The organism is Ureibacillus endophyticus (genome assembly GCF_024159215.1).
Taxonomy (GTDB): domain Bacteria; phylum Bacillota; class Bacilli; order Bacillales_A; family Planococcaceae; genus Ureibacillus; species Ureibacillus endophyticus.
Genome location: NZ_JAMYWW010000001.1, coordinates 3,198,469 through 3,214,883 on the forward strand (window position 1 = coordinate 3,198,469; position 16,415 = coordinate 3,214,883).

The following is a 16,415-nucleotide window of genomic DNA, read 5'->3' on the forward strand; positions in this document are numbered from 1 at the left end:
TTAACTATAATTTAAAATGATCAATTTGAGAATTCAGCTTTTGAACTGACTCGTTTAACTCTGTTGCAATACTCAATATTTCTTCAGAAGAGGCTGATTGTTCTTCAATTGCTGCTGCGATACTTTGTGTACTTCCATTTGTCACTTCAAATGAATTCACCGTTTCATTCGTTGTATCGCGAGAGGTTTCTCCGGTGCAGTTGCTTCTTTTTCCTAAAAATGTTTACGCTAAAAGTCACCCGATAAATCAGATGGCTTTTCATAAAGTATATTTTGCTGCTACGAATACTCGTCGCACAAATTTTTTCATCTACGGATCTTTTTTATCTGGGATTATATTTATATGAATCAATAATTAACTATTTTATATTGGATTGGTATCATTATAGTTAAGCAATGATATAGCATCTTCTTCTGTAAGATAATATGCATTTTTTCACTTAAATCATTTAAAAGGAATCATAATAAATAATTTTTTCATATTTAGGTAAGTTTAACAATGCATGTCTCTCTTTGTTTAACTGGATATTTAATCGTTGGCAACCTTCACACTCAGTATATTCTGCTAAATAAGCATCTACTGAAATTACAACAGTTTCATTTTGTATAGCATGTTCTAATATTGCTTGTAAAATATCAGGTGTAAATACGTGGCTTTCAACGATATAAATTCCTTCACCATTTTCAGAACACCCTTCAAAACGCCAGCTATTACGCTGGAAATGATAATTCGTTTGGCAAACCGTACAAATCATAATTATTCTCCATTTCAAATATAAATTTATTTGGAATTAATTACATTTTGGTTAATCATAGCATTCTCACTCACATTTAGTAACTTTACAGATATAATATTTATTCAATAAAAAGCCACCCGCTAATTGCGGATGGCTTTATAAAGTATATTGTGCTCCTGCGCTGCTACGCATGCTCGTACGAAATGCTCGCTTTGCTATAGCAAAAAATTCTCCGGTGCAGTTGCTCCTTTTTCCTAATAAAGTTTACTCTAAAAGCCACCCGATAAATCGGATGGCTTTTCATTAAGTATATTGTGCGTCTGTCGCTACGCTTTCGACGCAGAAATTTTTTCAAGTACAACTTGAAAAAATTTTACTCCCACTCAATAGTTGCAGGTGGCTTAGATGTGATATCATACAGCACGCGGTTTACGTGTTTTACTTCGTTTACGATACGTACTGAAATTTTTTCTAGTACATCATATGGGATACGTGCCCAGTCAGAAGTCATTCCGTCGATTGATGTTACGGCACGGATACCTACAGCGTATATTTCTACTATTATATATTAATGTAAAACTTCTTAATTTCATGTAGATTTGTATACAAATAGTAGCATGTTTTTAGTAATTCCGCAATTAGCTTTTCATAAGAAACCACTTTCTAAAGTGACAAGTGGTTTTACATTTCATAAAAATGATGAAACAGGTACTCTGGAAAGTTTCAGATTAAAAGTCTTCTAATTTACCTTAAACCAGTAAAATTCAGAAATTCATCAATAATAGTTATTAGACACCCCTAAACCTGTTCATACGGTTAACCTGCTATTAAGTTTTAATTACCCTGATTGTTAATATCTCTTTTATTTAGAGGCCTCTAATTTATTAGCATTATAATGGTCTAAATCCCATAAATCATTACCCTCTAGCCCCATTTCATTAATATAAGTTTTTACCTTAACTTCAATATCCTCAATTGTTTCATACACTAAAGCTGGAGGGATATCAGAAATTCGGTTCACATAGGACAAGAACCCTAAAAATTTCTGTACATTTACGTTACTCAAGTCACTATAATTTTCTTTAAAATACTTCCATGCACCATAAGGCTTTGATGAATCAGTTACTCCATTCAAATACTCTCCCTCAAAATTTGGTACTGATATGAAGGTTTTAATATCTAGTCCTTTTTCTCTTCCTTTATTAACTTCTTCAATAATTTTATAGTTATTAGTCCATGCCCCATTCTTAACTTTTTTCTTTACTTTTTTGCCTGGATTTTCGGGGTCATTTACCTTTTTCAAAGTTGTCGGATTATCCGCATCATGGAGAACAAAATAAGGCACATTAAAATGATTTAATATTTTTGAAACTGTTACAATATTCCCCTTTCCAAAACAATTTAAGATATGCAAATCAGAACCTATCCCAGCTACTTCTTGTATTAATTTTACTACTGTGTATTCTGTTTCACCCTCAACTAACAAATTTGATTTCGCAAAGAAATATTCATTAAAGTAGGGATTGCAGAAATTTAACATTTTCAAGTTTTCTCTCTCATCTTCAGTAAAGTTTACATCTTCAGTTGAGAAGGTTTTAATTGTTCTACTATCTTTGGAATCTTTTTCAATTCTAATAATTGTTGTATGGTCTTTAGTTAAATCAATAAACATTGGTGAATGTGTTGTTGTCATAACTTGCCAACCCTCTAATTCCGCAATTGCATATAATGCTTCACGTGCTTCACGAATAGCTTTAGGATGTAAAAAAGCCTCAGGTTCTTCTATTAGTAATATTTTTGATGCAGTATTTGGAATAGTGTTTCTACCCCGCTTTAACTTTCCTGTTTCCGCTAACATTTTTAAAGCAGACCACAAGAATGTTCTTTGTAATCCTGTACCATGATTTGATAGTGGGACACTATATTGTTGTTCACCATTTGGACTTGCACCTCCTACCCTTATCATACTGCCAGCAGCTATTAATTTTTCTGTTTCGATTTTATTTGGTTGAATATCAATTTCAACATGGTTAAATTCAGGAAAAACCTTATTAAGTTGTTCTGCTATTAAACCAGTTGCTATATCAATTTCATCTGAAATGTCTCTTTTAATTAACTCGGTTAATTCTTCAATTTGAGTAATTAATCGTTGTACATTTTCTTGATTTTCATTAGCGTTCGCCTTAATTGCCTCATTTAAAATTGCTAGAATCTTACCTTCTAAAGTTGCAGGGTCTTCAAGCGGTGAAATCTTAATAGGTGTTGGCACTCGGCTTGACAAAATTGCATCTATACCTCCAGTACCGTTTGGAACAAAGTCTCCAATTTCAGGGTCAAATGAATATTTTTTTCGGGTTGTGTCAGGTGTTTCCCAAACATATTTAACCTTTATGCAATCTTTAAAATTATTTTCTTCATCGTCATATATCCATTTTTCCGCTATACCACCATCTTCTGGAGTAACATTTTCAAATACACCAATAATAGTCGGTGTATTTTGAATATTCTCTTCAAAAAAGTCCTTTTTACTTAATTTGTAACCACTATCAGCAAAAGCTTCATAAGCACTTAAAATAGTTGTTTTACCAACATTATTATTCCCAATTAGTGCAACAATATTATCAATTTTTATATTTACTGGGCTTCCAATTCCTTTAAAATTTTGAATTATAATTTCTGATAGTTTCATAACTTTATCTCCCTCTTAACTTTGTTATACTAATAATAACAATTAAGAGATTACAATATTCTATAAAATTTTACAAATTATGTAACATTCTTGAGTATTTATTTAACTGGTTCGAAAATAACTATATGTCTATTCACTCACACTATCTACACTTCCTAAAAAGCTTTGCTATAAACAATATTCTTATAAACACTCTTAAATCCGATGCATTAGAGAATAGACAATTTATCAAAGAAGCACCTGAATCAGTGTAAAACTAAAACGGGTGCTTTTCTTTGTATTTGGAGGATATTTTACAATTCAGTATCTAGGTAATTCATTAATAATTCTCTCATTCTCCTAGAAGGAATATAAAGGTTAATAGCTTCACCCTTCCGTATCCTACTTCTCCAAATCCATTGTATCAGTTCCGACAAAGCATACATATCTTCATTAACTGTTACCCCACGTGATTTAAAGAAATTCTTCTTATATGGATGCATATAACGATTAATTGTGTACGCTAACGATTCCTTTTCCTGATAATCGTTTGTAGCACGTGCATTATGTGAAACAAAACCTTTCGAATATCCCCCACCCTTCAATCTAGCTTTGTCATCCTTGAAGCATGTCCACATATTAACCTTTGATGATGTCTTAGCGTTATTTCTGAAGTAAGTGTAAAGATTCTGCTTCATCTTCTCTACTAATAATGCATTCTTCTCTCTCCTATACCATGACATTGATAGACTATTCACTTCACCAATATTATTCAACTTTCCTTCATAGATACTGATTAATGCTTTCAGCTTACTTTTATCATATGGCTTCTTACCCTCATGGCTAACTAGCTGGTACTTTCCTTCAACGTCCCTTTCAACCGCTAAATACACGTAATCCAACTGGTATAAATCGTAATAGTACTTCTGTTCCTGTGCTTCAAACAAGTAGGTCATTACGTACACTTCCTTAAATGAAGTGAAAACTGTTACTGGAAATGTCCAAAATAAAATGGACTTTTGAAAGTAATACAGGTTTTCAGTTTTGGCTAAATTCTTCACATTGTTATACTTCGTGTCCTGAAAATTCCCATCACTATTCCATGTAATCAATCCTGTTTCATCATCAACTAGTATCATTTCATTTTGAATCATTAACCGTATATCATCTTTATTCAACTCGTACTGTTCTACTACATTCATTACTTCATCTAATATCAACGTGTAGTTACTTGCTTTCAAAAGTCGTATAACTTCTTCATCAGCATTTTGAAACAATGCATGAGTACTGACAATATTGCAATCGTTCAGTATAAGCTTCTTCAGGTTATCCAATTTACCCTTACCATAATTAACAGGTTCAACAAATTTCCTACTAGTAACATTCTCCTTAATCCGTTTAACTTCTGATAAGAATGGTGTTATGTAGATAAACCTTCTATCACTATCTGCATTATTCATGTACTGAATTGCCCATGTTGTTTTTCCACTTCCCATAATAGAATCAACAATTTTAATAGCTTTCAAAACTGATTCCCCCTTTCACAACCAATAACGTGAAAAGAGGAATAATCAGACTTAACTACTTCAAAAGTGCTTAATTGATTTTTCGACCTTACAGCCACAAGGGTTTCAAGCATCCCCCCTTAAAGGAAGTATATAAAAAGTGGTTAAACAGTTAATAGCGTATAAGGGCTAATCGCCCTTTATAAACCCATCTAGAATTAGAATCTGTACGAAGCTAAAGCTTCTACATCTTCTACATCCTAGGAATTTTAATGAATAGTTTATAAAGGTGTGGACAGCTATGCTGGACACTAGCCGTTAGGCTACTATAACGAATTACAGCAATATAAATAAAAAACCAACATAATTATATGCTGGTCTTCTACTTCCCCATCCCAATAGTTAGAGGTGTTTACCTTCTTATCCAAATATTTTAGATAATAGACGGTTAAATACAGTATTCTGTTGTGCCTTAGTACTATTAACGTATTCTTTCTTAGTAGCCTTTTCAAGTGAAACTTCAGTATTTACAACTACCTTATTATCTACTAAATTTTCAACAATAATTGTATCTCCCTTACAGTTCGAAATGCTGTCCAATGCTAAAAGATATGCATTTTCTAGTAATTTTGCATCACGAATTGGTTGACCTTTTTCAAATCTATAAATTCTGTTTACAGATACCCCTAATAATGATGCAACTGCTTTAGCACTAACACGTATTTCTTTACGCTTTAGTCTGCATTCATTTCCTACTTCAGCCCATTCATTAATTTGTGTATCAATCCATTGTGTTTTTTCCATTACGATAACCTCTTTCATTTTTGTTGTTAAGAAGAATTTCAACCCCTTACACACCAATAACGGCAGAGGATTTCATTTCAGACCTATACAATGAAAAATAATTTTAGTTTAGCTAATTGTAGAAGGTATTCTTACTCTAGGGCAATCAATTATTCCTTCAACTAACTCCCAACCAGTAAAACTCCTCAAATTTAAAAAGGGTGTACCCTAATCACGGATACACCCTAAAAAATTACTGCTATCGATTATTTCTACAGGTTAGGCTAAAACCTTTCAATAATATTTGCATTATTAATTTGCTTGTTAAATAACATGCAAATATGCTTGTTAACTAACATGCATTTGTTGAACAAGAAAATCTTGTTAATCACATTATCTCATCTCCTTTCTTTTCTAAATTACGAGATACTAATAATCTAGTTTTCTAATCGGAATTTAATAGGGACGTAATTAAGTAACAGTGTCAAAGTACCCCACCTATTCCAATTAGTAGATTATTGTATTCGTTGTATTAACACATCAAATAATTGAACTGTAAATTTCCAAATATTCTAAAATTATCTTTGAAAAGAAAATTACCCACAAACACCGAATGGCAATTTGTAGCACCGAATTTATATCGATGTATTTACTCATTGTAAAATCCTTGTTACTAAAAAATTTTCTCCCCCATATACAAATTAAAATACCAAAATAAGTAATTAGTAAACTAGAAGAACCATTCAATAGTACATCAAGAAACTTTGCAATTATACCAATTAATACACCAATTATTATTTCGGATAAATCTTTAATGCCTAACCCAGTAAAATTCGATAACAGTTTTTTTAATAATAACTTCAACTCCATAAAGTCCTCCCCATATTTTTGGAAGGCAGTTGAACTAAGCACTGTTACCATTTAATTACATTTATATATTATCTAAATAGTCAGAAAAGGTCAAATTAAAAGGTACATATATTTCCATTTTTTAATCCAAATGAAATGGATAATATGCAAGTTTACTATTTCATACGTCCATCAAAACTTAATCAATACTTCCGATTTTAAAAAAAATAACGAAAATTTTTTCACCACTCTTTTTTGCATGTCGGGATATATGGCACCCCCATGTATACCCCCTGTGTATTTTCTGAAAGTTTTAAATTGATTTTATGTACCAAAATTGTTTATTAATATTCAATAGCTGTTTTTATTCCTACCTATCCCCCATTAAAAAGGGAATACGAAACTATTTTCATAGGCTAGTACGGTATATAAGCTGTAAATATAATTAATTTTATTAGATTTTATTATGCTTTATTGCGTATTCCCTGAAGGAATATGAATGTCTACCTACCGAAAAAATCCCTACCAAAATTGAATTAGTAGGGAAAATTAAACTATTCTATTTGCTTTTTCTTAGCCCTTATAAGCGTACTTTTTGAGATTCCTGTCATTCCTTCAACTTGCTTATAGGAATGGCTTTCTAACAGCTTTAAAGCGTGTTCTAATTGTGTTTTAGTATATTTATTTGGTCTACCTTCTCTGAAGTCCTCACGTTGTTTAGCAATGGCTTTACCTTCCTGTGTACGTTCAACTATCATATCCCTCTCGAACTGTGCAAATGCACTCATAACAGTAAAAATGAGATTTCCTGTCGGTGTATCCTCAACTAATCCCATGTTTAATACATGTACCTTTACACCCTTCTCAAATAGCTTTTTTACTGTTTCAATTGCATCCATAGTAGAACGTGCAAATCTATCTAGTTTAGTAACAACAAGCGTGTCACCAGCTTCCAAGCGTTCTAAGAGTGCATTAAATTGCGGTCTATCTGCTTTTGTTCCAGTAAACTTCTCTGAATAGATTTCCTCGCACCCTTCCTTTTCAAGTGCTTGTAACTGTGCTTCTAAATCCTGTGCTACTGTACTCACTCGTGCATACCCATATTTCATTGTGTATTTCCCCTCTACTTTTGACACTAGGTTGTGACACCATATAATACCTTGATAATACTGTGTCTAGTTATCGGTGTCAAATCTTAAAGGTTATGACACTTTTAGAATAAAAAGAATAGCCACACTCCTTCTGAATGTGACTTTAATTACTACCTAATGTATATATGTATTACTTTCAATAGTTTCAACTACTACAATTTCATAAACGTTAATACCCTGTTCTATCAGCGTTCTTAACATGTAGTTGAACATAGCCTGATTGTCATTCTTAATATAATCAGGTACTTCACCTATATCGATTAATTGGGAAGAACCATCATATAAATTAATCAGGAATTGTTTTCAAATTTTAATTTTCAATAACTAGAAATCAGAAAAGTATTAATCGCTTTTTTTGTTCTGTAAAGTTTTATTGTAAAAAGTAACTAGTTCAGTACATGCCCACTACTAAGCTTGTATAACCCATAACCTAAACCTTTTATTCTACAACAATTTCATAAACATGCCCTCAAAACATTACTAACTTGAGAGACGGGGAAATTTATTTTTACTGCTGTTTAAATCACAACAATCAAGAATTAAATAATACATTAGCATCTACTTCATAGCCTGAACTTTTTAGTTCTCTTATTAATTCAAAATGCCATCCATTCCCAGAGTCCCATTGAATGTACACAACACCTGAAATATCACCTGGCTTTTCAACATCATCTTTCACCAGTGCACATACATTGTTTCTTCCAAGTTTAGAGATTAAATATCCATGTTCGAAAACAACATTTTGCCTTGCACGAGGCTTATATTCACTATCTGAATTTGCTTTGCCTATATCACATGGGGTATATAGCACAATTCCAAATCCAACATTTGTATAATCTTCAATTTTTTCAATAATTGTTCTCCCTTGGTTAGCTTGTTCATGAAGTATTATTGGTGTTAAATCTAGCTTCTCTAAAAATCTTGCAACTGATGCTTTTACAGCTTCATCATGTCCATGAACTATAAATACTTTTTTCTTATCTATCTCTTCATTACTAGGTTGGATATTACTATCAAATTCCCCCCTCATTTCCAGCACTTGCCTCGCTTCCGCAAATATTTCTTTAGTTATATCTACTGAATGTTCAGCACCTTTTACAATGTCTTCTCTATCGAGAAATGACCATTGTTTACCGCTATTAATCTTGTCTGCAATTATATTAGGATATTCCGTAGTCGTTTTCACAACTATTCGAACTACGTAATTATGCTTTAGAAAGTATCCATTAAATTGGATATCTTCTTTTTTAAGATAAGGTATAATTATCTCCTCAATAATTTCATCTTTTTCAAATTTATCAAATTCAAAAAGTTCTTGATTTCCCTTCTTACCTGGTATATTAGTTACTTCCATAAAAACGTGATATAACACTATTACTCCTCCTACAAATGTGAAATGTAATTGCTTATATTATTCTACAATATCACCAAATATTCCTACATAATATTGGTAAAACCGACAAAAATATGAGTTTAAGATGCTAATTGTTAAAATTCATTATTGTACCAATATCGGGACAACGTAAACTCTCTAAGCCCATTAATACAGCATTTTCAACCTCACGATGTACCAAATTCGGGACAAGGATATTACTTAACATAACCTATTAGTTTCATTTAAGAGATTTTATATGCCTTCTTACTGTTTCAGGATGATTGATGCCAATTTCCTCTCCCCATTCCCTGTAACTACCGTCTGGATTATCATAAATTACCTCAAGTAGCTTTCTTTCTGTATCAGATAACGATGGATGATTAAACATTTCATTTACTGTTTCCTTCATCAAATATAGTTGTTCAGGATTAAGTGATTCATCAGCCCAAAACTCATCAAATTCATCTGCTAGAGTTGTCGCAGTGTACCATGGTTTATTTTTCTCTGTGTAAAGGCAACTCTTAATGAAATCCTTCATACGATACTTCCAAAAGAGTTCTAAGGTTTCAACTAAGGTAAATTCACAATCTATATCCTGTACTGATTCATAGTACTCCAATGCATCGTAGGTAATCTTCCATAATTCTGCTTTAAAATCATGATATGATAGCCTAACACTCCAATATCTTCTCTCATACCAATCCGCTTTCTGTTGTATGGTAAACTCAAACATCCTATGTAACTTTGTATAATCTTGTGTAACGTATCCATTCTCTAAAGTTGTATAATCGAGGTTCTCAAATATCCTCTGAATTTTCCATATCCACTTAATCTTAGAACTTGAGTACTTCTTCTTCTTCAGCCTTGTATCTATTTTTGCAATTAACTCTTGGTATGAATCAGCTTTCAGCATTTCCCTAATATCTATCTCGCTAAAATTCTTAGTCAGTTTAGCACTCATTTGTTACTACCTCTTTCATTACTGTATTGGAGATAGTGACTAGAGTATATATAGTATATTGCTGTAGGTGTACCACCCAAGCTTACATATATATATTCGAGAAATATCCCCTTTTGTCACACCAATAACGAAAAAAGTTTTCTTTTCTGACTATCTATTTTGAATGTTACAGTTTGATTACAAATCTCCTTATATGTAGAAGAAAAGCCATTCTAAGCGTGTTTAATGCTAGAGAAGTAGTTCTACCGCTTCTTATCATTAGGACATGGTAAATATCAATAAACATCCCCTTGGAACAGTTTGGCAAATGGCTGAACTGTTCTTTTTTTGTACTTTATTAGGTTTATGTGTGGAGGTGATTTCGTGTGGACAAGAAGCAATTAATACAGAAATTAGATGCTAGTACAATCGTAGCTTTATTAAAGATATACAACCTGAAATACAAACACATTGCAGGGAGGTTATCTTGTACGAGGCAAAACGTTCTCTACCTATTGAAAAATGATTGCTTCAAAGAGTATCAGCGGTACATCATTTTAGATTTATTCCTTCAATACGGATTAACTGATACAGAACTAGCTTTAATACATCACATGACAAAGAAGGTGAAGCAACTATGATGCTAATTGATGAACTACTTCAGGAACTAGCCGACATATCTACTGAATTTAACCATGAAAACGATGCTGAAATCCGTAACTTAAAGCTGGATTTACTTATACAAAGAGTTGAAAGCATTGAAGTTAACATGAGTGAAGCACCGTTAGAATCACTTGATATAAAGGTTAAAAAGGTTTTCAATCAGTTACTACTCAAACATAAGGTTAAATCGGTAAGTAGCTTACAGTCACTTAAACAGATGAATAAGAGAAGCTATAACCGTGTAGTACGTACCCTTATTAGTAAACGACTATTCTTTTCTGGTCTGAACAATACAATGACTAGAAGCATTAGCAGTTACAAAGAAAAAAATAAACTTCAACATATACAACCTTTTCAAATATTTGTAGAAAGAGAGTATGAAAAACAATGAGTAAATCAATCAATTCAGACCGCTTAAAATATCTTAAAAACTATTTTTCTAGTGAGGAACTAGTAAAAGTTGAGTGTCCACCATTCATTTCTGAAACTACAAAAGGGAGAGTAATACACCGATTTGAAGGGAATCGTCTAGGATATTACTTCCGTGAAGGCATCGCTATGGTTAGTCGAAAGGATTTACCTTTATTTAAACAGTATGAACCTACATTTATTATCCACGATACTCAATTAAAAGGGAGTGAGGAATAATGACAACTAGCAAGGAAAAAGCATTGCAATTTATCAGTGATTACTATAATAAACTTCAGGACCTCAATGAAAAGGTTAAAACTTGTGAAACCACTATTGAATATCTTCAACTAGAAATCCGTTTCCTCCAAGAAGTTGAGATTCCAAAAGGTCAAAATGCAGTAATACTTGAGGGACTAGATTCATCAAATGTCACTAAATTAAAAAACAAGCTTGAAAAACTTCAAGAACAGCTACTAGAGAAACAAGAAGAAAAACTTATACTTTCTAATGCTATTCACCAATACAAGTATCAAATCGGAGAGAAAGCTATTGAAGTACGAAAGCTATTTACAGTAGATAAGCGACTATCTGAAAAAAAATGCTATTCACATATGATGTACGCTAAAAAACAATATGTAGATGAAATTTTGAAACAATCAGAAACAATACGAGAACTTGACAATGTTGATGCACAGTTACAATATATCTTACAAGAATCAGGTATTCAGAAAAATATTTATAGTGGTATTGATATGTCAAAGATTACTGACTTACAACTATCACTACAAGAAGTTAGACGATTCATTACAAATCAATATTCATCAAACGACTATGATTACCTGAAGAAGTATGCGTATAAAAAAGACTTATAGTAAATACAATTGCCTAGGATTTATTAGTTGAATACTAATATTTTCTAGGCATCTATTTTTATACCCAGCCTTCTCCCACTCCCTATAAAATCCCTCTATTACTTCTATATCCCCTAAAAACTATTGCCTTCTACCAAAGACACCCTGAATTAATTCTATGAACTAGACCTTACCTCCTTTGTTGTAGATTAATCCCTGAATAAGTTATTTAGTAAAGTGTCTGAAATAAGATTATATCCCGTTACTAGAGTGTAACTAAAAGAAAAGGTGGAGAAGAAAATGAAAACAAAATTCAACTTAGAAAATCCTAAACATGAAAACTTACTAACAGAAGTTATATTTGATGCGTTTAATGGTATCAGTGTTAAAGAAGTATTGGAACTACGACAGTTATTCAACAGTGATAAATACCATTATTTGAATAGACTAAAGCTATTGTATATTGTTCCCCTATTATCACTTGGTACAAAGTATAAAATTAATCAAGAAATTGAAGAAATAATTATTGGTTACTTAACACATCTAATTCACGATATGCCAACAGACAATTATACTTTGGAAGCAACATTTAATATTCAATAGAAATGGAAACTATTAATTTCTTAAGAATTTTCACTTGTAATTTATTTGTTAACCCCTATCATGAAGCCTGAGTTCAGGACAACGGCTGGTGCAAAAATGTCTGCCTACATTTCAGAGTCTAATTTAATAGAATCTGAAACATAGACAGACATTGCATCATCCCTTAATTACATGAATCCCTCATTTCAGGTATCCGTATGTATGCCCTTGTTAATGCGAGATTTCTCTCAATACATCTACTTATCTACTTCTGCCCCCGATAGTTCTCGTAACTCGTAACACACTTCCTTAGCATATCCGTAAATGCCTATCCTTCTTCTTTGAGGAACTCAGCAACATTTACAATCTGTGATGTATTCTGCAATAGCCATAGCTATTCAGACCTTCCACTCCTGACCTTTCAAATTGGTCGTCAGCACCATTCAGACACACTAGTAAACAAGGATACTATTATTTGTGTCCTAGACTTAGTTATTGCATCGGTTAAGTCATAACCTATCAAGGTTAGTTTTACAACGTATTATTAGGCATTCCACGTTGCGATAGTACCTAAAAAAGGGTGCATTTAAGAAGCCTTGCAAATCTCATTTTTTTTCGATAAAATGGATGCAAGTAAAGGTATATCGTATTCAGTTTATTTAGCGGTGAACTAGAGTCGATTTACTAACAGGCTACCTACTTTGCGAGAGTAGGTGGCTTTTTTTATGCTTATATTTAATCAAAATCTAATTGCATGGCACAGATTTAACAATGCTAATGCAAATCTTTCCCCATCTTCAGCACCAAGAGTTAAATTAAATTGATAGGTGCCATTTCCAATTTCCACTAAAATCGAATCGTCTTTTCCCCCTTCTAACTTGGAGTTCATGTATACCTTTTTACCTTCTGAAACTTTGTAATAGTGACTTCGTGCTTCTAAATAATATCTAGCATCCTCTAAATCGTGTAATTTGTATCTTGTTCTTAACTCCATTTTCTTCACTCCCTTTAATCTCATCTAATTTTCATCTTGTTGAGTGGTGACTTGATTCTACCCATTTCAAGTATTGCATCTTGGTCCAAACCTCTAAGATAATTTGAGGTTATCTGTGTATCAAAATGTCCTAATAATCGACTTAAGCTATAAACATCAATCCCATTCCTCAACTGTTTTTGTGCGAAATAATGTCTACAATCATGCGGAGAACATCTTACTTCTTTTCTAACACCTGCACTTTTACAATGTTGTTTTAAAATCTTGTTAATTCTTGAACGTGATAGCTTTACTGCACATTGGTCTAAGAAGTAATAATCTTCTATTTCTTCAGGATGTTTATGCTTAAATCGTTCCTTCTTAAATGCTTCATATTTCCTCATGTACCTACGCATATATTTGCTTATATAAACTAGTCTTTGTTTTGAACCCTTACCATGAATGAGAATTTGTTTAGTCGAAACATCTTGAACCCTAATACTACAAAGTTCGCTTACACGAATCCCAGTATCAAATAACATAATTAGGATTAATTTATCTCTAATGTTTGAATATGTTTCTTCTGCTACATCACTAATGATTCTTTGAACCTCATCATCATTAAATGTTCTGATAACCCGCTTTTCCTCTTTGAGATTCTTAATCCTTCTCATTGGATTATCAAACTCGTCAATAAACTCTTCTTCAACAAGATAGTTAAAAAATACACGTAATGTAGATAAGCTACCATTTATTGTTATCTGCTTTTCAATTCCCAACTGCTGACAATGTTGTATATATTTTTTCATGTGTAATGGCTTAACATCTTCAACTTCTGAAATTGAAAATTCCTCTAGCATAAATTCGTACCAACGATTTAAGCGATACATACACAATGTTATATATTCTGGCTTCCTATCTTGGATTTCTTGATTCAGCCGAAAGTCGTCTATTAGTTCTAAAATTTTAGACACAAAAAAACCCCCTTCTATTCATTCAAAACACATGAATAAAAGAGAGTTTATTTTTAATAACAAATAGTAGCTAGTGGTAGTCAATTATTTTTAGCGAAAACTCACTGTAAACATTGATATAGCAACATTTACAGTAGTTTAATCTCACTAAAAATTAACTGGTTATTCCCACTCAATCGTTGCTGGTGGCTTAGATGTGATATCATACAGCACGCGGTTTACGTGTTTTACTTCGTTTACGATACGTACTGAAATTTTTTCTAGTACATCATATGGGATACGTGCCCAGTCAGAAGTCATTCCGTCGATTGATGTTACGGCACGGATACCTACAGCGTAATCGTACGTACGCGCATCACCCATAACGCCTACTGAACGGATGTCTGGTAATACAGCGAAGTATTGCCAAATGTCGCGATCAAGACCAGCATTTTTAATTTCTTCACGTAAAATGTAGTCAGCTTCACGAAGGATCTCTAATTTCTCTTCTGTTACTTCACCAAGTACACGGATACCAAGACCAGGACCTGGGAATGGTTGACGCCATACGATTTCTTCAGGAAGGCCAAGCTCTAAACCTAAAGCACGTACTTCATCTTTAAATAATGTATTTAATGGTTCGATTAATTCGAATTTCATATCTTCAGGTAGTCCACCAACATTATGGTGAGATTTAATTGTTTGAGCTGTTGCTGTACCTGATTCGATAATATCTGTATAAAGAGTTCCTTGAGCTAAGAAGTCCATATCTGTTAATTTTGCAGACTCCTCGTCAAATACGTAAATAAATTCGTTACCGATAATTTTACGTTTCTTCTCTGGATCAGATACACCTTTTAGCTTATTCATGAAACGTTCACGCGCATCGATTTTGATTACTTTCATATCGAAGTCTTCTGTGAAAGTTTTCATTACTTGTTCAACTTCGCCTTTACGGTTTAAGTTGTGATCCACGAACATACATGTTAATTGGTCACCAATTGCTTTGTGAATTAACACTGCTACTACTGATGAGTCTACCCCACCTGATAATGCACAAAGAACTTGTTTGTTTCCAACTTGTTCACGGATTTTTTTAATTTCTAATTCAATGAAGTTTGCCATAGACCAGTCGCCTTTAGCTTGGCAAATATCAAATACAAAGTTACGTAATAAGTCATTTCCATAAACAGAATGACGTACTTCTGGGTGGAATTGAACAGCGTAAAGGTTGCGTTCTACGTTTTGCATTGCAGAAATTGGACAAGATGCACTTGTAGCAATTACTTCAAAGCCTGCTGGTACTTCCGTTACTAAGTCACCATGACTCATCCAAACGATTTGTTCTTTTGGAAGATCTCCGAATAATTTATTGTCTACAGTCACATTGATTTCTGCTTTTCCGTACTCTCTATGGTCTGCACCTTCAACTTTACCGCCTAAAGTATGAGACATTAATTGCATCCCGTAGCAAATACCTAAAATCGGTAAACCTATATCGAAAATTGCTTCGTCTACTTTGAATGCTTTTTCGTCATAAACTGAGTTTGGACCGCCTGAGAAAATAATCCCAACAGCGTTCATTTCTTTAATTTCTTCAGCTGTAATTGTGTGTGGATGTAGTTCAGAGAACACACCAAATTCACGAATACGGCGAGTAATTAATTGGTTGAATTGGCTACCAAAATCGAGTACGACAATTTTTTCTTGCTCTTTTAATAATGGGGTTGTCACGCTTTACACCTCTTCTATTCTTCTTAAGATGCCTCATATTTGTAAAAAAACGCGTTCAAAAAGAGTTCTTTCTGACGCGTTCATTTTCTAAAGCTATAAAGGCGGGTACACCAAAATACATAACAGCACCCGCCATCATAGATAAGTTATTACTGTGGTAACTTAGTAGAAACATCCGAACCATATTATCGGACCTATATGAAGGCAGCCTATACTTTTTTTCTAAATTTTACTCTTAGT

At 32.9% G+C, this 16,415-nt stretch carries 17 protein-coding genes, 1 pseudogene and 1 riboswitch; of the genes and pseudogenes, 5 read left to right on the forward strand and 13 right to left on the reverse strand.

Annotation, left to right across the window (positions count from 1 at the left end; translation table 11 throughout):
• Positions 1-4: 4 nt before the first annotated feature.
• From NKR20_RS15820 to NKR20_RS15865, 10 genes and pseudogenes are all read right to left on the reverse strand, one after another.
• Positions 5-160 (reverse strand): hypothetical protein, encoded by a 156-nt coding sequence (locus tag NKR20_RS15820; RefSeq protein ID WP_253427497.1) that lies wholly within the window; start codon positions 158-160, stop codon positions 5-7.
• 289 nt (positions 161-449) lie between these two features.
• Complete coding sequence (locus NKR20_RS15825; protein WP_121215147.1) at positions 450-755, reverse strand: hypothetical protein; 306 nt, start codon at positions 753-755, stop codon at positions 450-452.
• A gap of 355 nt (positions 756-1,110) precedes the next feature.
• Positions 1,111-1,287 (reverse strand): annotated as a pseudogene (locus NKR20_RS15830) (GMP synthase (glutamine-hydrolyzing)); the annotation flags it as partial.
• A 312-nt stretch (positions 1,288-1,599) separates the two neighbouring features.
• Complete coding sequence (locus NKR20_RS15835; protein ID WP_253427499.1) at positions 1,600-3,426, reverse strand: ATP-dependent nuclease; 1,827 nt, start codon at positions 3,424-3,426, stop codon at positions 1,600-1,602.
• A gap of 293 nt (positions 3,427-3,719) precedes the next feature.
• The gene (locus NKR20_RS15840; RefSeq protein WP_253427501.1) at positions 3,720-4,931 is read right to left on the reverse strand and encodes a DEAD/DEAH box helicase family protein; all 1,212 of its coding nucleotides are present in this window, start codon (positions 4,929-4,931) and stop codon (positions 3,720-3,722) included.
• A gap of 399 nt (positions 4,932-5,330) precedes the next feature.
• On the reverse strand, positions 5,331-5,714 hold the full coding sequence (locus NKR20_RS15845) for a helix-turn-helix domain-containing protein (protein WP_253427503.1): 384 nt from the start codon (positions 5,712-5,714) through the stop codon (positions 5,331-5,333).
• Between the two features lie 519 nt (positions 5,715-6,233).
• Positions 6,234-6,563, reverse strand: coding sequence for a hypothetical protein (locus NKR20_RS15850; RefSeq protein ID WP_253427505.1), 330 nt, complete (start codon positions 6,561-6,563; stop codon positions 6,234-6,236).
• A gap of 533 nt (positions 6,564-7,096) precedes the next feature.
• Entirely contained in the window at positions 7,097-7,651 is a 555-nt protein-coding gene (locus NKR20_RS15855) for a recombinase family protein (protein WP_253427507.1), read from the reverse strand.
• 574 nt (positions 7,652-8,225) lie between these two features.
• Positions 8,226-9,065 carry a TIR domain-containing protein gene (locus NKR20_RS15860; RefSeq protein WP_253427509.1) on the reverse strand — a complete coding sequence of 280 codons (840 nt, stop codon included), beginning with the start codon at positions 9,063-9,065 and terminating at the stop codon, positions 8,226-8,228.
• Between the two features lie 241 nt (positions 9,066-9,306).
• On the reverse strand, positions 9,307-10,029 hold the full coding sequence (locus tag NKR20_RS15865; protein ID WP_253427511.1) for a winged helix-turn-helix domain-containing protein: 723 nt from the start codon (positions 10,027-10,029) through the stop codon (positions 9,307-9,309).
• Between the two features lie 365 nt (positions 10,030-10,394).
• Between NKR20_RS15865 and NKR20_RS15870 the strand changes: the two genes are divergently transcribed.
• From NKR20_RS15870 to NKR20_RS15890, 5 genes are all read left to right on the forward strand, one after another.
• Positions 10,395-10,649 carry a hypothetical protein gene (locus tag NKR20_RS15870; protein ID WP_253427513.1) on the forward strand — a complete coding sequence of 85 codons (255 nt, stop codon included), beginning with the start codon at positions 10,395-10,397 and terminating at the stop codon, positions 10,647-10,649.
• Positions 10,646-11,062 carry a hypothetical protein gene (locus NKR20_RS15875; protein ID WP_253427515.1) on the forward strand — a complete coding sequence of 139 codons (417 nt, stop codon included), beginning with the start codon at positions 10,646-10,648 and terminating at the stop codon, positions 11,060-11,062. Before NKR20_RS15870 ends, NKR20_RS15875 begins: the two co-directional genes overlap by 4 nt.
• Positions 11,059-11,319 (forward strand): hypothetical protein, encoded by a 261-nt coding sequence (locus NKR20_RS15880; RefSeq protein WP_253427517.1) that lies wholly within the window; start codon positions 11,059-11,061, stop codon positions 11,317-11,319. Before NKR20_RS15875 ends, NKR20_RS15880 begins: the two co-directional genes overlap by 4 nt.
• Positions 11,319-11,954, forward strand: coding sequence for a hypothetical protein (locus tag NKR20_RS15885; protein WP_253427519.1), 636 nt, complete (start codon positions 11,319-11,321; stop codon positions 11,952-11,954). Before NKR20_RS15880 ends, NKR20_RS15885 begins: the two co-directional genes overlap by 1 nt.
• Positions 11,955-12,233: 279 nt before the next feature.
• A complete protein-coding gene (locus NKR20_RS15890; protein WP_253427521.1) occupies positions 12,234-12,536 on the forward strand; it encodes a hypothetical protein in 303 nt (100 codons plus the stop codon).
• A gap of 718 nt (positions 12,537-13,254) precedes the next feature.
• On the opposite strand, the gene NKR20_RS15895 is transcribed toward NKR20_RS15890, so the two are convergent.
• From NKR20_RS15895 to guaA, 3 genes are all read right to left on the reverse strand, one after another.
• Complete coding sequence (locus NKR20_RS15895) at positions 13,255-13,509, reverse strand: hypothetical protein (RefSeq protein ID WP_253427523.1); 255 nt, start codon at positions 13,507-13,509, stop codon at positions 13,255-13,257.
• Positions 13,510-13,529: 20 nt separating this feature from the next.
• A complete protein-coding gene (locus NKR20_RS15900; protein WP_253427525.1) occupies positions 13,530-14,462 on the reverse strand; it encodes a tyrosine-type recombinase/integrase in 933 nt (310 codons plus the stop codon).
• Between the two features lie 162 nt (positions 14,463-14,624).
• Positions 14,625-16,175, reverse strand: a complete 1,551-nt coding sequence (guaA, locus tag NKR20_RS15905; RefSeq protein WP_253427532.1) for a glutamine-hydrolyzing GMP synthase — start codon at positions 16,173-16,175, stop codon at positions 14,625-14,627.
• A gap of 118 nt (positions 16,176-16,293) precedes the next feature.
• Positions 16,294-16,397: riboswitch (purine riboswitch) on the reverse strand.
• Between the last annotated feature and the right edge of the window lie 18 nt (positions 16,398-16,415).

Coding starts and splice junctions, on each gene's coding strand:
- NKR20_RS15825 (WP_121215147.1), bottom strand. CDS start 755: ATGATTTGTACGGTTTGCCAAACGAATTATCATTTCCAGCGTAATAGC.
- NKR20_RS15835 (WP_253427499.1), bottom strand. CDS start 3,426: ATGAAACTATCAGAAATTATAATTCAAAATTTTAAAGGAATTGGAAGC.
- NKR20_RS15845 (WP_253427503.1), bottom strand. CDS start 5,714: ATGGAAAAAACACAATGGATTGATACACAAATTAATGAATGGGCTGAA.
- NKR20_RS15850 (WP_253427505.1), bottom strand. CDS start 6,563: ATGGAGTTGAAGTTATTATTAAAAAAACTGTTATCGAATTTTACTGGG.
- NKR20_RS15855 (WP_253427507.1), bottom strand. CDS start 7,651: ATGAAATATGGGTATGCACGAGTGAGTACAGTAGCACAGGATTTAGAA.
- NKR20_RS15865 (WP_253427511.1), bottom strand. CDS start 10,029: ATGAGTGCTAAACTGACTAAGAATTTTAGCGAGATAGATATTAGGGAA.
- NKR20_RS15875 (WP_253427515.1), top strand. CDS start 10,646: ATGATGCTAATTGATGAACTACTTCAGGAACTAGCCGACATATCTACT.
- NKR20_RS15880 (WP_253427517.1), top strand. CDS start 11,059: ATGAGTAAATCAATCAATTCAGACCGCTTAAAATATCTTAAAAACTAT.
- NKR20_RS15885 (WP_253427519.1), top strand. CDS start 11,319: ATGACAACTAGCAAGGAAAAAGCATTGCAATTTATCAGTGATTACTAT.
- NKR20_RS15890 (WP_253427521.1), top strand. CDS start 12,234: ATGAAAACAAAATTCAACTTAGAAAATCCTAAACATGAAAACTTACTA.
- NKR20_RS15895 (WP_253427523.1), bottom strand. CDS start 13,509: ATGGAGTTAAGAACAAGATACAAATTACACGATTTAGAGGATGCTAGA.